Origin of the sequence: Marinobacter sp. es.042, assembly GCF_900188315.1 — a bacterium.
GTDB lineage: Bacteria > Pseudomonadota > Gammaproteobacteria > Pseudomonadales > Oleiphilaceae > Marinobacter.
In genome coordinates, this window is the sequence record NZ_LT897781.1 from 1,163,935 (window position 1) to 1,180,927 (window position 16,993).

General features: G+C 56.7%; 16 protein-coding genes. 8 read left to right on the forward strand and 8 right to left on the reverse strand.

Features of this window, described 5'->3' with window-relative positions:
* Positions 1-3 precede the first annotated feature (3 nt).
* Complete coding sequence (locus CFB02_RS05495) at positions 4-408, forward strand: PilZ domain-containing protein (RefSeq protein ID WP_088557208.1); 405 nt, start codon at positions 4-6, stop codon at positions 406-408.
* A 71-nt stretch (positions 409-479) separates the two neighbouring features.
* Here CFB02_RS05495 and CFB02_RS05500 read toward each other — a convergent pair whose 3' ends face one another.
* From CFB02_RS05500 to gloB, 7 genes are all read right to left on the reverse strand, one after another.
* Positions 480-1,265, reverse strand: coding sequence for an enoyl-ACP reductase (locus tag CFB02_RS05500; RefSeq protein WP_008171720.1), 786 nt, complete (start codon positions 1,263-1,265; stop codon positions 480-482).
* 65 nt (positions 1,266-1,330) lie between these two features.
* Positions 1,331-2,935, reverse strand: a complete 1,605-nt coding sequence (locus CFB02_RS05505) for an ABC transporter ATP-binding protein (protein WP_088557209.1) — start codon at positions 2,933-2,935, stop codon at positions 1,331-1,333.
* Position 2,936: 1 nt separating this feature from the next.
* The gene (locus CFB02_RS05510) at positions 2,937-3,965 is read right to left on the reverse strand and encodes an ABC transporter permease (protein ID WP_088557210.1); all 1,029 of its coding nucleotides are present in this window, start codon (positions 3,963-3,965) and stop codon (positions 2,937-2,939) included.
* Positions 3,962-5,047, reverse strand: a complete 1,086-nt coding sequence (locus tag CFB02_RS05515) for a microcin C ABC transporter permease YejB (protein WP_088557211.1) — start codon at positions 5,045-5,047, stop codon at positions 3,962-3,964. Before CFB02_RS05515 ends, CFB02_RS05510 begins: the two co-directional genes overlap by 4 nt.
* A 15-nt stretch (positions 5,048-5,062) precedes the next feature.
* The gene (locus CFB02_RS05520; protein ID WP_088557212.1) at positions 5,063-6,886 is read right to left on the reverse strand and encodes an extracellular solute-binding protein; all 1,824 of its coding nucleotides are present in this window, start codon (positions 6,884-6,886) and stop codon (positions 5,063-5,065) included.
* A gap of 12 nt (positions 6,887-6,898) precedes the next feature.
* On the reverse strand, positions 6,899-8,599 hold the full coding sequence (locus CFB02_RS05525; RefSeq protein WP_088557213.1) for a LysM peptidoglycan-binding domain-containing protein: 1,701 nt from the start codon (positions 8,597-8,599) through the stop codon (positions 6,899-6,901).
* A gap of 168 nt (positions 8,600-8,767) precedes the next feature.
* Positions 8,768-9,562, reverse strand: coding sequence for a hydroxyacylglutathione hydrolase (gloB, locus tag CFB02_RS05530; RefSeq protein WP_088557214.1), 795 nt, complete (start codon positions 9,560-9,562; stop codon positions 8,768-8,770).
* Positions 9,563-9,658: 96 nt separating this feature from the next.
* Between gloB and CFB02_RS05535 the strand changes: the two genes are divergently transcribed.
* The 5 genes from CFB02_RS05535 to CFB02_RS05555 all read left to right on the forward strand — a co-directional run bounded on the left by CFB02_RS05535 (position 9,659) and on the right by CFB02_RS05555 (position 14,251).
* Entirely contained in the window at positions 9,659-10,453 is a 795-nt protein-coding gene (locus CFB02_RS05535; RefSeq protein ID WP_088559176.1) for a class I SAM-dependent methyltransferase, read from the forward strand.
* 28 nt (positions 10,454-10,481) lie between these two features.
* Positions 10,482-10,925 (forward strand): ribonuclease HI, encoded by a 444-nt coding sequence (gene rnhA, locus CFB02_RS05540; protein ID WP_088557215.1) that lies wholly within the window; start codon positions 10,482-10,484, stop codon positions 10,923-10,925.
* Between the two features lie 38 nt (positions 10,926-10,963).
* Positions 10,964-11,674, forward strand: coding sequence for a DNA polymerase III subunit epsilon (gene dnaQ / locus CFB02_RS05545; protein ID WP_008171703.1), 711 nt, complete (start codon positions 10,964-10,966; stop codon positions 11,672-11,674).
* A gap of 218 nt (positions 11,675-11,892) precedes the next feature.
* Positions 11,893-13,599 (forward strand): chemotaxis protein, encoded by a 1,707-nt coding sequence (locus tag CFB02_RS05550; protein WP_088557216.1) that lies wholly within the window; start codon positions 11,893-11,895, stop codon positions 13,597-13,599.
* Positions 13,600-13,603: 4 nt separating this feature from the next.
* Positions 13,604-14,251: a multidrug transporter gene (locus CFB02_RS05555; RefSeq protein ID WP_088557217.1), complete on the forward strand. Its 648-nt coding sequence runs from the start codon at positions 13,604-13,606 to the stop codon at positions 14,249-14,251.
* Positions 14,252-14,314: 63 nt separating this feature from the next.
* On the opposite strand, the gene CFB02_RS05560 is transcribed toward CFB02_RS05555, so the two are convergent.
* Positions 14,315-14,629 (reverse strand): SCP2 sterol-binding domain-containing protein, encoded by a 315-nt coding sequence (locus CFB02_RS05560; protein WP_088557218.1) that lies wholly within the window; start codon positions 14,627-14,629, stop codon positions 14,315-14,317.
* 231 nt (positions 14,630-14,860) lie between these two features.
* Between CFB02_RS05560 and sohB the strand changes: the two genes are divergently transcribed.
* Complete coding sequence (sohB, locus tag CFB02_RS05565) at positions 14,861-15,922, forward strand: protease SohB (RefSeq protein ID WP_088557219.1); 1,062 nt, start codon at positions 14,861-14,863, stop codon at positions 15,920-15,922.
* A gap of 23 nt (positions 15,923-15,945) precedes the next feature.
* On the forward strand, positions 15,946-16,974 hold the full coding sequence (locus CFB02_RS05570; RefSeq protein ID WP_088557220.1) for a YhdH/YhfP family quinone oxidoreductase: 1,029 nt from the start codon (positions 15,946-15,948) through the stop codon (positions 16,972-16,974).
* Positions 16,975-16,993: the final 19 nt, after the last annotated feature.

Genomic DNA, 16,993 nt, shown 5'->3' on the forward strand with positions numbered 1-16,993 from the left:
ACAATGGCAGACAATGACTATAGCTTTGGAACCCGGAATGAACCGCCCGTTGATCAGGACAATCGGGCCGATTACCGTCTTACGGCGCGAGCCAGGGCAATACTCGAGCTTGAGTCCGGCTTGCCTGAAGAAACCGGAGCCGAGGAGCGTGACCTTGTCTGCGGTATTCGTGATATTTCCGCCAGTGGTCTTTGCCTAACAGCTGAAGAACCCCTTTCCCTGGGGGCCCTGTTGCCGGCGAGCGTATTTCTTGGTAACCACGCCCAACCTTTCGGTCTGATGGTCGAAGTGGTCTGGTGTCGGCCCAACGAGTCGAGCTTTCTGGTGGGGGCGAGAATCATCGAGTCTGACGAAACCGCATACGTCGAGTGGGTGGAGGCCGTGGCCTCGGCAATGGCCCAGGATTGACTCTTGTCCGCGCAATCCAACGAAAAGAGCCGGCACAGCGCCGGCTCTTTTACTTTCGGGGAAGGTGAGACTTACTCTTCCAGTTCACCCATTCCGGTAATGTTGAAGCCGCCGTCCACGTACATGATCTCGCCGGTAATACCGGAGGACATATCAGAGCCGAGGAATGCGGCAGCATTACCCACTTCGTCGATGGTGACGTTTCGCCGCAGCGGTGCACGCCTGGCGTTTTCGGCCAGCATCTTGCGGAAGCTCTTGATGCCAGAGGCGGCCAGGGTCTTGATCGGGCCCGCGGAAATGCCATTCACCCGAATGCCGTCCCGGCCCAGGCTGGCGGCCATGTAGCGAACATTGGCTTCCAGGGAAGCCTTGGCCAGGCCCATCACATTGTAGTTCTGCAGAACCTTCTCGGCGCCGAGGTAGCTCAGGGTAATCAGCGAGCTGCCTTCATGCATCATGCCACGGGCACCCTTGGCCAGCGCCACAAAGCTGTAGGAGCTAATATCGTGGGCAATTCGGAAGCCGTCACGGGTGGTTACGTCGACGTAGTTGCCGTCGAGCTCGTGTCCAGGCGCATAGCCGACAGCATGAACAATAATGTCGATGTTGTCCCAGTGCTTGCCCAGCTCTTTGAAGACGTTTTCAATTTCTTCGTCACTTGCGACATCGCAGGGGAAAGTCAGCTTGCTGCCCCACTGTTCGGCGAATTTCTCAACCCGAGGCTGAAGTTTTTCATTCTGGTAGGTAAACGCCAGTTCAGCACCCTCGCGGGCGAAGGCCTCGGCGATACCGTAAGCAATGGACAGTTTGCTGGCTACGCCAACGATCAGTGCTTTCTTGCCACTGAGGATTCCCATGGGTCGTTCTCCCTGTGTTCCTGATTTGCGAGCATTATCCCTGAGTGCTCTGGTCGGGGTAACGCTCAAATAGTCGTAGTTGGTTTCTGGTAAAAGAATGCGGCGTTCAGCAGTTCACGGGTGTACTCCGCCTGCGGTGCATCGAAAATCCTGGCCGCGTCCCCATATTCCACGATCCGGCCATGCTGCAGCACCAGCAGCTTATGGCTCAGGGCGCGCACCACGGCCAGGTCATGGCTGATAAAGATATAGCTTAGACCATAACGGGTCTGGATAGCCCTCAACAGTTCAATGACCTGCTTCTGCACGGTGCGGTCCAGGGCTGATGTGGGTTCGTCCAGAATGATCAGGTCGGGCTGCAGCACCAGAGCCCGGGCTATGGCAATGCGTTGGCGCTGGCCGCCAGAGAATTCATGTGGGTATCGATGCCGCGCCTCCGGATCAAGGCCAACGTCGGTCAGCGCGCGAATCACTTTGCTGTCGTGTTCGGCAGCGTTGTCCGCGTCGTGTATCTCCAGACCTTCGCGGACAATCTCGGCAATGGACATTCTGGGACTCAGGCTGCCAAACGGATCCTGAAAGACAATCTGCACGCGCCTTCGCCAGGGCCTGAAATCCCTCTGGTTAAGAAACGCCAGCTCCTCGCCCCCGAGGCGGATGCTCCCGGTACTGGAGATGAGCTTCAGCAGTGCATGGCCGATGGTGGTCTTGCCGCTGCCACTTTCCCCGACGATTCCGAGCGTTTCGCCCCGATTGAGCTGGAAATCGGCGCCCTGCACAGCGTGGAAGGATTCCTTCACCTTGCCCAGAAGGCTCTTGCGTATCGGGAAACGCACGTCCAGTCGTTCAACAGCCAGCAACGGTTCTGCGCGCTTATCAAGGGGTAGGGGCGCTTCCGGGGGCTCGGCATCCAGAAGCTTTCGTGTATAGGGGTGTTGTGGGCTGGCAAACAGGGCATCGGTATCGGCCTCTTCCACGAGTTTGCCATGTTCCATGACGGCCACACGGTCGGCGTACCGGCGAACGATGGTCAGGTCATGGGTAATCAGAAGAATGGCCATACCCAGTTTCTGCTGAAGGTCCCTGAGCAATTCGAGAACCTGTTTCTGGACGGTTACATCCAGTGCCGTCGTGGGTTCGTCCGCAATAAGGAGATCAGGTTCATTGGCCAGGGCCATGGCGATCATCACTCGCTGCTTTTGCCCTCCCGACAACTGGTGGGGATAGGCGCCAAGCTTGCTTTCCGGGTTCTGTATTCCTACGAGTTGTAGCAGTTCCAGACAGCGCTGTTTTGCCTGTGGCCCGCGCATTCCCTTGTGCAGTTCCAGGGTTTCGCCAATCTGCTTTTCCACGGTATGCAGCGGGTTCAGGGATGTCATGGGCTCCTGGAATATCATCCCAATTTCCCGGCCGCGGATCTGGCGCATGCGCTTCTCGGTGGCGGCCAGAAGATCTTCATCGCGGTACCGGATCTGCCCGCTGGGGTAGCTGGCGTGCCGCGCATCCAGGAGGCGCAGAATCGACAGTGCCGAAATGGATTTGCCGGAGCCGCTTTCGCCCACCAGTGCGAGGGTCTCGCCTTGACGGATTGCCAGTGACAGGGATTCGACGGCTGGAGGTCCGTGATCAAAACAGATGGAAAGATCGGAAATCTGAAGTAACTGGCTCATATCAGCTCTTCCTCGGATCGAAGGCATCGCGTACGGCCTCACCCACGAACACCAGCAAGGTGAGCATCAGCGACAACGATACGAAGGCGGATATGCCCAGCCAGGGCGCATGCAGGTTGGCCTTGCCCTGGGCGATCAGTTCACCCAACGAGGGCGAACCCGAGGGCAGACCAAAGCCAAGGAAATCCAGGGAGGTCAGGCCGGTAATTGCCCCCGTCAGAATGAACGGGAGGAAGGTCAGCGTGGCTACCATGGCATTGGGGAGTATGTGCCGGAACATGATTTTGCGGTTGTCCAGACCCAGTGCACGGGCAGCTTTGACGTATTCGAAATTACGGGCCCGAAGGAATTCCGCACGGACCACATCCACCAGCCCCATCCAGCTGAACAGCAGCATGATGCCCAGCAGCCACCAGAAGTTTGGCTGCACAATGCTGGAGAGAATGATCAGCAGATACAGTACCGGCAGGCCGGACCAGACCTCGATAAAGCGCTGGCCCAGCAGATCAATCTTGCCGCCGTAAAAGCCCTGTATGGCGCCGACCACTACGCCGACAATGCAACTGGCGATGGTCAGGGTAAGGCCGAACAGAACCGAAATGCGGAAGCCATAGATCACCCGGGCTGCAACATCCCGCCCCTGATCGTCGGTTCCCAGCCAGTTCTCTGCACTCGGCGGCGCCGGTGACGGAACCTCGAGATCGTAATTGATGGTGTTGTAGCTGAACCGGATCGGTGGCCAGACCATCCATCCGTTGGCGCTTATCTCATCGGCGATAAAGGGATCGCGATAATCGGCTTCCGTGGGAAGGAAGCCTCCAAAGGTTTCTTCCGGCACGGATTGGACCACCGGGAAGTAGAGGTCGCCTTTGTAGGACACGACCAGCGGCGAGTCGTTGGCAATCAGCTCGGCGACCAGTGACAGGCCGAACAGGGCGAGAAAGATCCACAAAGACCAGAAACCCCGGCGGTTTTTCCGGAAGTTCCGCAGGCGCCGCTGTTGGATCGGAGTGAGAGACCGGAAATTCACGCACCCTCCCGGCTTTCAAAATCGATCCGCGGATCGACCAGGACATAGGTAATGTCGCTGATCAGCTTCAGGATCAGGCCCATCAGGGTGAATATGTACAGGGTGCCGAAGATCACGGGATAGTCGCGGTTCAGGGCCGCCTCGAAACCGAGCAGCCCGAGCCCGTCGAGGGAAAAGATCACTTCAATCAGCAGGGAGCCCGTAAAGAACAGAGCGACAAGGACGCCTGGCAGGCTGGCAATCACGATCAGCATGGCATTGCGGAATACGTGGCCATACAGCACTTCTTTCTGGTCCAGACCCTTGGCGCGGGCGGTTACCACGTACTGCTTTCCGATCTCATCCAGGAAGGAATTCTTGGTAAGCAGGGTCAGGGTGGCAAAACCGCCGATCACATTTGCGGTGACGGGCAACGCCAGGTGCCAGAAGTAATCCCCGATTTGCTGGTACCAGGTCAGCTCGTCGAAATTCGAAGAGGTCAGGCCCCGAAGCGGAAACCAGTCGAAATAACTGCCCCCGGCAAACAGCACGATGAGCAGTATCGCGAAGAGAAAGCCCGGAATGGCATAGCCCACCACAATGGCCGAACTGGTCCAGACATCGAACCTGGAGCCGTCTGTAACGGCTTTCCGGATGCCCAATGGGATGGAAATAAAATAGATGATCAGCGTCGACCACAGCCCCAGGGAGATGGAAACGGGCATTTTATCAAGTATCAGGTCGATGACGCTTTTTTCCCGGAAGAAGGAGTCACCGAAGTTGAAGGTGGCGTAATCGCCAAGCATCTTGAAGAAGCGTTCGTGAGCGGGCTTGTCGAAGCCATACATGACTTCGATTTCTTTCAGAAGCTCATCGGGTATGCCGCGGGAACCACGCGTGTCGCCGGAAGAGTCGGCTACCTCGCCACCGGTACCACCACCGGAAGCCCGGGCCAGGGCGCTGCCGCCGTGGCCTTCCATCTCCGCGATCAGCTGCTCAACGGGACCACCGGGGGCCGCCTGCACAATGACAAAGTTGAGCAGCATGATTCCGATCAGCGTGGGGATGATCAGCGCCAGACGCCTGAGTATGTAGATGCCCATTTGGCGGCGTTTTCCTCAGGGCTTCGCCCACCAGTTGTCCAGATCAATGCCGTTTTTCGGCGTCTCGGCTGGACGTTGCAGATGGTTCCAGTAGGCGACACGGTCGCTTCTCAGGTGCCAGTGAGGGATCACATAATAATGGTGCAGCAGAACCCGGTCCAGGGCGCGAACCCGGTAAACCAGTTCCTCACGGTTTGGCGCCTGAATGACCATGTTTACAAGCTCGTCGATCACCGGGTCGCTCACGCCCATGTAGTTCCGTGAGCCTTTGGCATCCACGGTGGATGAATGCCAGTATTCCCGCTGTTCATTGCCCGGCGAATCCGATTGGCCGAACACCTGGGTGATCATGTCGAAATCGAATTCCCGCAGGCGCTGGATGTACTGGTTGCTGTCCACCAAACGTACGGTCACATCGATACCGAGACGGCCGAGGTTGTTCTTGAAAGGCAGAACCACCCGCTCAAAGCTCTTCTGGAACAGAAGGATCTCGAACGCCAGTGGTTCGCCGGTTTCGCCGTTTACCATCTTGCCATCGCGGATGACATACCCGGCGGACTTGAGCAAACCCAGAGCTGTTCTTAGGTTCTCGCGCAGGCCCTGCTGTCCTTCGGTGGTGGGTGGCTGATACGCCTCGGTAAACACATCATCGGGCAACTGATCCCGGTAAGGTTCGAGTATTTCCAGTTCACGGCCGGTCGGGAGACTCGAGGAAGCGAGATCGCTGTTTTCAAAGTAACTGTCGGTGCGGGTGTACTGGTCAAAGAAGAGGTTCTTGTTGGCCCACTGGAAGTCGAAACCATAGGCCAGCGCTTCACGAACCAGCGGGTCAGAAAATACCTTCCTGCGGGTGTTGAAGGCAAAACCCTGCATGCCTGAAGGCCGGTGATGCTCGATGGCTTCCTTGGTGATGGTGCCGTTTTCGAACCGCTCCCCGGTGTAGGCTGTGGCCCAGTTCTTGGCAGAAGACTCCAATCGGAAATCGAAGCTGCCGGCCTTGAAGGCCTCCAGCGCCACGGTGTCATCGGTGTAGTAGTCGTAGGTGATCTGATCGAAATTGAAACGGCCATTCCGGACGCCAATATCCTGTGCCCAGTAATCGTCAACGCGTTCGTAGGTAATCGACCGGCCTGCTTCGTAGTCACCAATCCGGTAGGGACCACTGCCCAGGGGCGGATTGAGGCCATTCTTGCCAAATTCGCGATCGGCCCAGTAATGTTGGGGCAAAATGGGCATCTGGCCAAGGATCAGCGGCAGCTCCCGATTACTGGTTTCCTTGAAGTCAAAACGTACCCGCTGAGGGCCTTCTATGGTGACTGTGCTGACGTCAGCGTAGTAGTTCCGGAAGAAGGGGTGCCCCTGGGTAGTAAGCGTGTCGAAGGAGAATTTCACGTCTTCGGCGGTAATGGCTTCGCCATCGTGAAACCGCGCCTGTTCACGGATATTGAAAACCACATAGCTCCGGTCTTCGGGTGTCTCCAGGGACTCGGCAATCAGGCCATACGCCGAAAAGGGCTCATCGTCCGACGACTCAAGGAGTGTGTCATACAAATAGTTGCTGATGCCTGCAGCGGCAATACCCCGGATATCAAAAGGATTGAAAGAGTCGAAGCCGTTGGCAACAACCGCCATTTTCAGCGTGCCGCCTTTCGGTGCGTCCGGATTCACGTAATCGAAATGGCTGAATCCGGGGGGGTATTTGGTTTCGCCGTGCATGGCAATACCATGTGCTGGTATTGCCTCTTCGGCGACGGAAAACGGAGAAATAAGCGGTGTGGCAACCAACGCCAGGGCTGAAAAAAACGACGTAAGGGATGAGGCTTTCCGTGTTCTTGTCATAAGTCTCGCACGTCAGGGACTGTTTCGGATATCAACGTAGAGTACCAGACTTTGTCCGGGTTGCAGATAACGGGCGGTATTCAGATCGTTCCAGTTTGCGATGTCCCTTACATTCACGGAAAACCTGCTGGCGATCCGGGCCAGAGAGTCGCCTTTGCGTACCCGGTAGCCCACTTTCCGGACCATTGCCTTGCCACGTCCACTGCTGGCTGCCACAACCGTCGGCTGACTGGTTTTGGACCAGATGACCAGTTCCTTGCCGGGTATCAGCGGATCGCCGGGCGCCATGCCGTTCCAGGCAGCGACTTCACGCACGGAGACCCGATGCTCGCGGGCAATGTCCCAGAAGGTATCACCTTTGCGAACCGTGTAACGAACCTTGTTACCGTCCCGCTTCCGCTCCTGTTTGCGCTCAAGCCGCTGGGAGGCGCTGAGGGCATAGGCGTCACTGCCCTTGGAGGCGGAAGGAATCATCAGGCGTTGGCCGACACGTATCAGATCGCTGTTTAGGTTGTTGACCTGCTGGAGTACCGACGGTGTCGTTGAGAATTTTCGCGAGATCGAATTCAGGCTGTCGCCGGATTCAACCTTATAGTTGCGCCAGGAAACCCGCTGCTCAGAGGGGATCTCCGCCAGGGCGGTACGGAAGGTTTCAGCATTCTGAACAGGGACCAGGAGCCGGTGAGGACCGTCTGGCGAGGTTGCCCAGCGGTTGAATGAAGGGTTGAGAAGGTAGATTTCATCGACATCCACCCCGGCAAGCTCGGCTGCCTGGGCCAGGTCCAACTGGGAACCGGTTTCAACGATCTCGAAATAGGGTTTGTCTTTCAGCGACGGCAACTCAATGCCATAGGCCTCTGGATTATCAAAAATCTTTGCCAGTGCGATCAGTTTGGGCACGTAATGCCGGGTTTCCCGTGGCAGCTGCAACGACCAGAAGTCCGTTGGTTTGTTGCTGTTGCGATTGCGTCGCATGGCACTTGAGACCGTGCCGCCACCGGCGTTGTAGGCTGCCAGCGCGAGAGTGTAGTCACCATCGAAACGGTTGGCGAGACGGTCAAGGTAGGTCAGGGCCGCGTCAGTAGCGGCTATCACGTCCCGGCGTTCATCGTGCCACCAGCTCTGGGTAAGTCCAAAGTACTTGCCGGTGGAAGGAATGAACTGCCAGAGGCCCGCTGCGCGTCCATGGGAATAGGCGAATGGATCAAACGCGCTTTCTACAATGGGTAGCAGGGCATACTCTGCTGGAAGCCCGCGCGCTTCTATCTCGTTAACGATATGATAGAGGTAGCGGCTGCCACGCTCCACCACCCGATCAATGTAGCCAGGATGACGGGCATACCAGTTGAGCTGATCTCTTACTCGCTGGTTGTCAATGTTATGGTCCATCACGAATCCGGAACGGAGCCTCACCCAAAGATCCTGCTCAGCCACCCCTTGTTCAGGAGCTTTCTGAACCGGGTTGTCGAGTTTCTCACGGGCATCTCTTGCGGCGAGCTTCAATTCCGGCGCAATGGCTTCATCCAGAGGTTCGTTCCGGGTAGCGTTGCCGTTCTCTCCGGTCTCGACAGCTTTCTTGAGCCCTTCATCGCCCGCGGCGACCGTAACTTCCTGCGTGTTCAGCGGGCTTTGCTCTCCCTGGCTGATCAGACTGGTGCAGCCACTTGCAAGGGCTCCGGCGAAAAACAAAAACGACAATCGTCTGGCCGACATAACAGCATCCGGGTTCAGGTTGAGGCCGGATTCAGCATCTGAAACTCCGGCATATTGAACAATTTACGGTCACAATTTTGAAACGATTCTATGGGACCGATTAAAAAGGGGTCAAGAAACCTCTCGTTACGGCTCTGAGAGGATTTGTTAAGTGCGTATCGCCAGGCGTCAGAAATTATCCTTGCCGTGGCGGATGGCCGCAAAAATGGCATTCTCGGAATCGGCGGGCAGGCCGCGGCTTGCGCAATAGGCCCGGGCCGAGTCCACTACCGCCGGATCATCCCATCGCAGAAACGGATTGAGCCGTTTCTCGTTCTCGAGGATTGAAGGAACCGTCGGTTCTCCTGCATCGCGGGCGGCCTGACATTCCTGCTCGAACGCCCGGAGACCTTCGTCTTCCGGCAACCAGCTGCGGGCAAAGCGCAGGTTCGCGAGTGTGTACTCATGGGCGCAGTACACGGCGGTCTTGCCGGGAAGCGCCCGGAGGGTCTGAAGAGACTGACGCATCTGCTCCGGGGAGCCCTCGAACAGACGTCCGCATCCACAGACAAAAAGGGTATCGCCACAGAAGAGAACCGGCCGACCATTTACCTCGACGTCGGTGAAGTAGGCAATATGATCGAGAGTGTGGCCCGGAACGCCCAGGACCTGGAAGGTGATATCTTCCCAGATCACCTCGTCACCGGGATGAACCAGGTTGGTACTGCCTTTGAAGGGCGAATCCGCCGGGCCCGTTACTCTGCAATCCGGAAAACGGGAAATCAGGTCTTTGACACCGCCGACATGGTCCGGATGATGGTGGGTCACCAGAATGGCTTCCAGGGTCAGTCCGTTCTCGGCCAGATGGTCCAGAACCGGTTGTGCCTGGCCCGGGTCCACGATCAGCGCCTTGTTGCTGGCGGTTTCGGAAAGGCACCAGATATAGTTGTCACTGAAGGCGGGTATGGCGGAAATGGTCAGCATAGGGCCCCACATGTGCTTATCGAATGTGACTGATATGATAGAGCATTAAATACAAGGCCCCAACCATGGGAAAGGGCTTCCGGGAGTGGCGCATTGGTGAGTGAATCCGAGGCAGTTGATTATTCCGCCAGACATGAGAGTTTCGAGCGCTGGTTCCAGACCCCGCTTGGTCGGGCACTGTTGGCCGACCAGAGACGCTTTGTCGACGCCGAGCTACAGCGTTTGACAGGCGCCAGGCAGTTGCAGGTGGGGATAAGCCATCGGTTGCCATTGGCTACCGGCACGGATTTCTCCCAGAAGATCATGACAGCGCCAAGATGGTATCCCCACATACCGGACGGGGTCGCTATCTGCGATGCCGACGAGCTGGCCTTTCCCGGTGACTCGATGGATCTTGTCGTGCTGCATCACACGGCCGATTTTTCTCCTTACCCTCACCAGGTGATTCGCGAAGCGGCGCGCGTGCTCCGGGGAGAGGGCACGATGGCCCTGTTTGGTTTTAATCCTCTGAGCCTCTGGGGCGCGCGCAAACTGATCTCCAGGAGTAGCGAGGGCCCGTGGGGCGGTCGCTTCCTCTTGCGCGGACGCATGGAAGACTGGCTGCACCTGCTGGGCTTTAATGTCGAAGCCTCGATTACCCGGTTTTTCAGAACACCACTGCAGCGCAGTGGTCGCAAGCCGACAAGCCGGATTGACAACCGTTTGTCCGGAAATCGACTCCTGCCAGTCGGCGCCTATTACTGTATCCTTGCCAAAAAACGCGTCCACGCCCGGTTGCCAAGGCGCCCCGTCTGGCGCCAAAGCAAGGTGATTGCTCTGCCGGGCACCGGTACCGTTGGCGCCTCCCGAGGTTGCAGCCGCAGTGGCTCGCCGATTAACAGACCGAAGTGAATCACCGAAAATCAAACCAGGAGGCTGAATGGCCGGCAAGGTAACCCTCTATACGGATGGCGCCTGCAAAGGCAACCCCGGGCCCGGCGGCTGGGGCGTGGTTTTGCGCTATGGCGACAATCGAAAGACCCTGCACGGCGGGGAGACGAATACCACGAACAACCGCATGGAGTTAATGGCAGCCATCCGTGGTCTGGAGGCCCTGAAGCGCCCGTGCGAGGTGGAGCTGTTTACGGATTCGCAGTACGTGCGTAAAGGCATTACGGAATGGATGGCAGGCTGGAAGCGAAACGGCTGGAAGACCTCCGCGAAAAAGCCCGTGAAGAACGAAGATCTCTGGCGCGAGCTGGATGTCGAAGTGGCCCGGCACGAGGTTAACTGGCACTGGGTAAAGGGGCACTCTGGTGTTCCTGACAATGAGCTGGCGGATGAACTGGCCAATCGCGGCGTCGATGAGCTTTCCGGCGCATAGATTCAGAGCGCATAAATACAGATAACCAGGTACAGGCAATGAGACAGATCGTACTGGATACAGAAACCACGGGCATCGACCCGGCAGAGGGTCACCGGATCATCGAGATCGGTTGTGTTGAATTGATGGAGCGCCAGCTCACCGGCCGCAACTACCATGTCTATATCAACCCGGACCGGGAGGTAGAGGCGGAGGCGATCACCGTTCACGGCATCACCAACGAGTTCCTTGCCGACAAACCCCGTTTCGCGGAAATCGCCGATGAGTTTTTCGAGTTCATCAAGGGCGCCGAGCTGGTTATCCATAACGCTGCGTTCGACGTCGGCTTCATGGACTCGGAATTTGCTCGCCTCAAGCCGGTACGGAAAACCGCGGACCACTGCGGAATCGTTGACTCCCTCGCCATCGCAAGGGCCCGCCACCCGGGGCAGAAGAACAACCTGGATGCGCTTTGCAAACGCTACGGTGTGGACAACAGCAATCGTGACCTCCACGGCGCATTGCTCGATGCGGAGATCCTGGCCGATGTTTACCTCCTGCTTACCGGTGGCCAGACCGCGCTGTCACTGGATGCCGGATCCGAGAACGGCGGCGGTAACGGCGGGATTCGAAGGCTACCTGCTGACAGAGCGCCTTTGTCGGTGGTTCGTGCTTCCAGTTCAGAGGCCGAAGCTCACGAAGAGTTCATGTCGTTGCTCGAAAAACAAGCGGGCGAAACCGTGTGGGGTAAACTCCAGAGCCCGGAATGAGAACTGGGTCGGGCTGTACCAAATGTTACATTCCGCCTTTCTTGAGGTACTTGAGTTTTATGTTATAAGTAATGATAAGTTCGCCAGTTTTTTGCGAACTGGCTTTGGCCGGAAAAGGGGTTAGTCGGCCCAGAACAAAAAGGCCTGGTACGTTATAGCCGGACCAGTGACCACCAAAGAGGATGCGGTAGTCTCCGCAACATTAACGGGAAGCGTTTATGGTTCAGTCGTCTCTCGCGACGAAATCGCAGTCTTTTGATCTGGTCAAAAGTGAAATAGAGCAGACCATCAAGCAGGCAGAATCCAGCCTTGAACGCTTTCAGGAAAACCGCGAAAGGGGTGAGGATCTCCAGAACTGTGTTGATTTCATCAACCAGTTACGGGGTATTTTCATTCTGGTGGAGCTGCGGGGCGGAACCCTGCTGTGCCAGGAAGCAGTAACTATGGCCAACGACGTTCCCGTTGGCGCTAATGACGACAAAAACATCCTTCTTACTACCCTCAATAGCGCTCTGTTCATTCTTCGGCGCTATGTCGAGTACTATCATCAGCAGCGGGAAGACCATCCCGAGTTGTTGCTTCCCGTGATCAATGACCTCCGAGAGGCCCGCCGGGAAAAACCCTATCCCGAATCCTGTTTTTTTGATGTCGATGTCAAAGAGAGGCCGGATTTTTGTGCCGGTTTGTCATTGCAGCCGTTTGAGGGAAATGAGGCGGATTACGAAGTCATGGCGCGTCGCATGCGCCTGACCTTCCAGGTTGCGCTTTTGGGAATTCTTCGCGACCGGAACGATGTGGTAAACAAGAAATTGATTGGCCGCGCTTCGAGAGGGCTTGCCCGTCTTTGCCAGGGCGCACCTATGGGGCAGATGTGGTGCCTTGTCGGCATCGTTGCGGACACCATGCTTGATCGTGCCATGGTCTTTAACAAGGCCCGAAAGCGCATGTTCATGCGGATCGAGAAATACGCCCGGGAAGTGGTATACGTGGGCAAGGTTGCCACGGGTAAAGACGCGCCGGATTCGCTTGTTCGGGATCTGGTCTATCTGCTTTATCGCAGTGGCTCCGCTAACCCTGAAGTAACACAGGTGCTGTCGGCCTACCATCTCGCGCCGGCGGATTTTCCGGATTCCATGCTGGAAGCCCATGCGCGCAGATTGTACGGTCCTGGCAGTGATGTCCTTAAATCTCTGTCAGAAGCCCTGCAGGATGAACTGAACCAGTTGAAGGACAAACTGGACATCATTGAGCGCGGTATCGAGCCGGATCTGGCGGAGCTGTCTTCCATTGCCGATGCCCTTGAACGACTGGCCAACACGCTGGTGATGCTTGACCTGAACAAGCTGGCGGGCGTTTCAAGAGAAGAGGCGAGCAAGCTTCGGGGTTGGGAAGCAGAATCTCGCTTGCCCGGTGATGATGAACTTTATCGACTCGCCGACTCGGTTCTGGGGATCGAAGACGCCGTCATGCAGATCGTGACCCGTGGCATCACCTCCGAAACCGACGCGTTGGCCGGTGGTGAACGCAAGCGGGAGGAGTCTATCTACCTCCGTGAGGCGCTCTATGTCGTGGCTGATGAAGCCCGTGGGGCATTGACCCTGGCAAAGCGAGCAATCACCGCTTTTATTGAATCCGACTACGACAAATTGCATCTTGCCAATCTGCCTGCAACCCTGCACAGCATCTGGGGTGGCCTGCAAATGGTGAATGATCGCGGAGCCGCCGGCGTTCTGGAGCGGGTTGCGGCTTCAATTCAGGAGCGCTTGCTGGATGCGAAGGAAGCGCCGGCCGCCCAGGTGCTCGAGGCGCTGGCGGACGCTCTGACTTCGCTGGAGTACTACATCGAGAGTATTGGCAAAAGCGAAGACCGAAACGTAGACCTACTGAAACTGGCTGAATCGTCGCTGGACGATGTAGGTTTGTAGTTCCATGTCTCACACGCTCGCTATCATTGTACTGGCCGCTGCCGGCGCTGTGATGGTGATAGCGGGCCTGCTGTTTTTCAGGCACCCTCGATGGTTGCTCACCTGGATTAAAGGAACGGCGGTTTTCGGTGTCATTCTGGCCGGTTTATATGTCCTCGTTATTGCGGTAAATCTGACCAGCTATCAGTCGCTGGTAGGCTTGCAGACCGCGGCAAGCATCTCCACCCAGAGACAGGCCGAACAGATCTGGCAGGTTTCCCTCCAGAGTCAGGATGGGTTGTCCGTGGTGAGAACGCTGCAGGGCGATCAATGGCAGATTGACGCCAGGATTCTCCGTTTTACCGGACCCTTCCGTTGGCTTGATATCGCTCCCGGTTACCGGCTTGAGCAATTGAGCGGGCGTTACACGTCGCTTGAGCAGGAGCGGTCGGCCCCGAGGACAGCCATAGGGCTGGCTGAAGGTATCTGGCCTGATCTCTGGCAGTGGGACCGTCAATTCAACTTGCCGTTTGCAGAGGCCGTGGACGGAAGCATGACGTTCATGCCAATGCGGGATGGGGCTGTTTTCGAGGTAAAGCTTTCCTCTTCGGGCCTGGTTGCTGTTCCGGTAAACGAGCAGGCGAGGGAAGCCGTGCAGTTCTGGAATCAATAGATTTCCGGGCATAAAAAAAGCCTGCGTCTAGACGCAGGCTTTTTTTGTGCTTGACGGGAGCAATCAGCCCATCTTGAACAGTTCGCCCAACTTGGTTGCCAGCATCATATCGCCTTCGGCGCGCAGTTGACCTGCCATGAATGCCTGCATGCCGTCGGTCTCGCCAGAAACGATGCCCTGCAGGGTTTCGGAGTTCATGATCAGGGTGACAGAAGGATCGTCATGGGCGCCTTCGTGCTTTTTGCAGGTGCCGTCATTGATGACGAGGTGGTAGGTCTTGTCGTCCTCGATGTCGAACTGGAATACCAGGTCCAGGCCTTGAGCTGCGTCTGCGTTGAAATTCTGTTCGAGTTGTTCAAATACCTGAGCTACAGACATTGTTTTACCCTTTTGATGGTTGTCTAGTCATGATCACGACGGCTTGATGTCCCTGGCTGCACGAGCCTGATCGGGTGCCCGGGTAGAGCCGACCTCGCAATCCGACTTTATGGTGAGTGGTCGGCCCTGTCAAGATCGATCGAACGCTTGTTTTAATTTTTTTGCTCTCCTTATCACCATAAATTCGGTAAGTTACACTCTTGTTCCCGCACACTGAGTTGGAGAAGCACTTTGGAGTTCCTGACAGAATACGGTTTGTTTTTGGCCAAGATTGTTACTTTCGTGGTGGCGGCCCTGGTAGTGATCTCTGTCATCATGTCCGCGGCCCAGAAGGATCGGGGTGATCATGAGGGCGAGGGAGAACTCAAGATCCGGAAACTCAACGAGAAATACGAAAAGCTGCGTGAAACGATTCAGTCCCGGCTGATGTCTGATCACCAACGAAAGGTGTTCGAGAAGGCCCGGAAAAAGGCTCAGAAGGCGGAGAAGAAAGCGGCCAAGGCCGCGAAGAATACCGATGAGCAGGATGACAGTCGTGGTCGCGTCTATGTTCTGGATTTCGACGGCGATATCAAAGCCAGCGACACAGATCCGCTTCGCAGGGCAATTACAGCGGTGCTGAGTATTGCCGATCCGGAAAAAGACGAAGTGGTTATCCGCCTCGAGAGCGGTGGTGGGCTGGTTCATTCCTATGGCCTTGCGGCCGCCCAGCTGGACCGGATTCGCAGCAAGGGTCTGCGCCTCACCGCCTGCGTTGACAAGGTGGCGGCTAGTGGAGGCTACATGATGGCCTGCGTCGCAGACAGGATCGTTGCTTCGCCTTTTGCCATCCTGGGCTCGATCGGTGTGGTTGCCCAGCTTCCGAATTTCCATCGTTTCCTCAAGAAGAACGACGTGGACTTCGAAGTGCTCACCGCTGGAGAGCACAAGCGCACCATGACTATCTTTGGTGAAAACACCGATAAAGGACGACAGAAATTTCTGGAAGATCTTGAAGACACTCACGGTCTTTTCAAGGAGTATGTCAGCGAACGCCGGCCGGACCTGGACATTGCAGCCGTTGCCAATGGAGATATCTGGTTCGGCAAGCGAGCGCTCGAAGTGAAACTGATCGATGAGATCCAGACCTCCGACGAATATCTCATTGAAGCCTGCGACCGGGCAGACGTAGTCTCAGTGGCATACCAGCGCAAACGGACCCTTCCGGAAAAACTCGGATTGGCCACTAGTTCGGCGCTTGAACACACTGTCTGGAAAGTCCTGGGCGCCTTCCGCAACCAGAAGTTCCAGTAGACCACTGAACGCGGAGACGAATGATGACAACCAATTCCGAATTCAAGGCCTGGCGCGTTGAAGAGCAGGACGGCGAGTATGTCGGTGCCGAGAAATCACTGAGTACTGCCGACCTTCCTGATGGTGACGTCCTGATACGGGTAAGCCATTCTTCGCTCAACTACAAGGATGCACTGTCAGCTTCCGGCAATAAGGGCGTTACCCGTTCTTTTCCCCATACCCCGGGTATTGACGCAGCAGGGGAGGTCGTCGATTCCGCCACTGGCAAACCCTCGAACGGCAGTCCGGTTATCGTGACCGGGTACGACCTGGGCATGAATACGGACGGTGGTTTTGGCGAATACATCCGCGTACCTGCCGCCTGGTGTGTTCCCATGCCGGAAGGATGGAACGCTCGTACCGCTATGATCTATGGCACCGCCGGCCTCACCGCCGGTCTCTGTGTTCAGAAGCTTCTGACTATGGGCGCCAAGCCGGAGCAGGGCAAAGTCGCTGTTTCAGGAGCCTCCGGTGCCGTTGGCTCCGTTGCGGTGGAACTGCTTGCCAGACTTGGGTTCGACGTCGTTGCCATAAGCGGCAAGGCCGACCATGCAGACGATCTCAAAGCTCTCGGGGCTAAAGAAGTTGTGGGTCGTGAAACCCTGGCCGAAGAAAAGAAACCCCTCGTTAAACCGGCATTTGCGAACGCTGTCGATACGGTGGGTGGTGGCCCATTGGCCGAACTGCTCAAGCAGATCAAGCCTGGTGGCTCAGTGTCCTGTTGTGGTCTCGTAGCCGGTCCGGGCCTTCAGACCACCGTGCTGCCGTTTATCCTGCGAGGCGTGAATCTGCTGGGTGTCGATTCGGTAGAGATTCCCCTGCCAGAGAAAGAATCGGTATGGAAAAAATTCGCCGGGGAGTGGGCGTGTCCGAAGACCGAGGCGTCTGCCCGGGATATCGGTCGCGGTGAGCTCGATGGGGCGCTGAAGGCGTTCTTGAAAGGTGAATCAGCCGGCAAGATTGTCCTGGATCACTCTAAATCAGAAGCGACTCCAACCGAGAAGCTGGAATAGAAGAGAGGGAAAAGCCCCT

What these genes read in the sequence shown, in the direction of transcription:
- CFB02_RS05495 (WP_088557208.1), top strand. Translation starts at nt 4, where the DNA reads ATGGCAGACAATGACTATAGCTTTGGAACCCGGAATGAACCGCCCGTT.
- CFB02_RS05520 (WP_088557212.1), bottom strand. Translation starts at nt 6,886, where the DNA reads ATGACAAGAACACGGAAAGCCTCATCCCTTACGTCGTTTTTTTCAGCC.
- CFB02_RS05515 (WP_088557211.1), bottom strand. Translation starts at nt 5,047, where the DNA reads ATGGGCATCTACATACTCAGGCGTCTGGCGCTGATCATCCCCACGCTG.
- CFB02_RS05525 (WP_088557213.1), bottom strand. Translation starts at nt 8,599, where the DNA reads ATGTCGGCCAGACGATTGTCGTTTTTGTTTTTCGCCGGAGCCCTTGCA.
- dnaQ (WP_008171703.1), top strand. Translation starts at nt 10,964, where the DNA reads ATGAGACAGATCGTACTGGATACAGAAACCACGGGCATCGACCCGGCA.
- gloB (WP_088557214.1), bottom strand. Translation starts at nt 9,562, where the DNA reads ATGCTGACCATTTCCGCCATACCCGCCTTCAGTGACAACTATATCTGG.
- CFB02_RS05555 (WP_088557217.1), top strand. Translation starts at nt 13,604, where the DNA reads ATGTCTCACACGCTCGCTATCATTGTACTGGCCGCTGCCGGCGCTGTG.
- CFB02_RS05560 (WP_088557218.1), bottom strand. Translation starts at nt 14,629, where the DNA reads ATGTCTGTAGCTCAGGTATTTGAACAACTCGAACAGAATTTCAACGCA.
- CFB02_RS05550 (WP_088557216.1), top strand. Translation starts at nt 11,893, where the DNA reads ATGGTTCAGTCGTCTCTCGCGACGAAATCGCAGTCTTTTGATCTGGTC.
- CFB02_RS05500 (WP_008171720.1), bottom strand. Translation starts at nt 1,265, where the DNA reads ATGGGAATCCTCAGTGGCAAGAAAGCACTGATCGTTGGCGTAGCCAGC.
- rnhA (WP_088557215.1), top strand. Translation starts at nt 10,482, where the DNA reads ATGGCCGGCAAGGTAACCCTCTATACGGATGGCGCCTGCAAAGGCAAC.
- CFB02_RS05570 (WP_088557220.1), top strand. Translation starts at nt 15,946, where the DNA reads ATGACAACCAATTCCGAATTCAAGGCCTGGCGCGTTGAAGAGCAGGAC.
- CFB02_RS05505 (WP_088557209.1), bottom strand. Translation starts at nt 2,935, where the DNA reads ATGAGCCAGTTACTTCAGATTTCCGATCTTTCCATCTGTTTTGATCAC.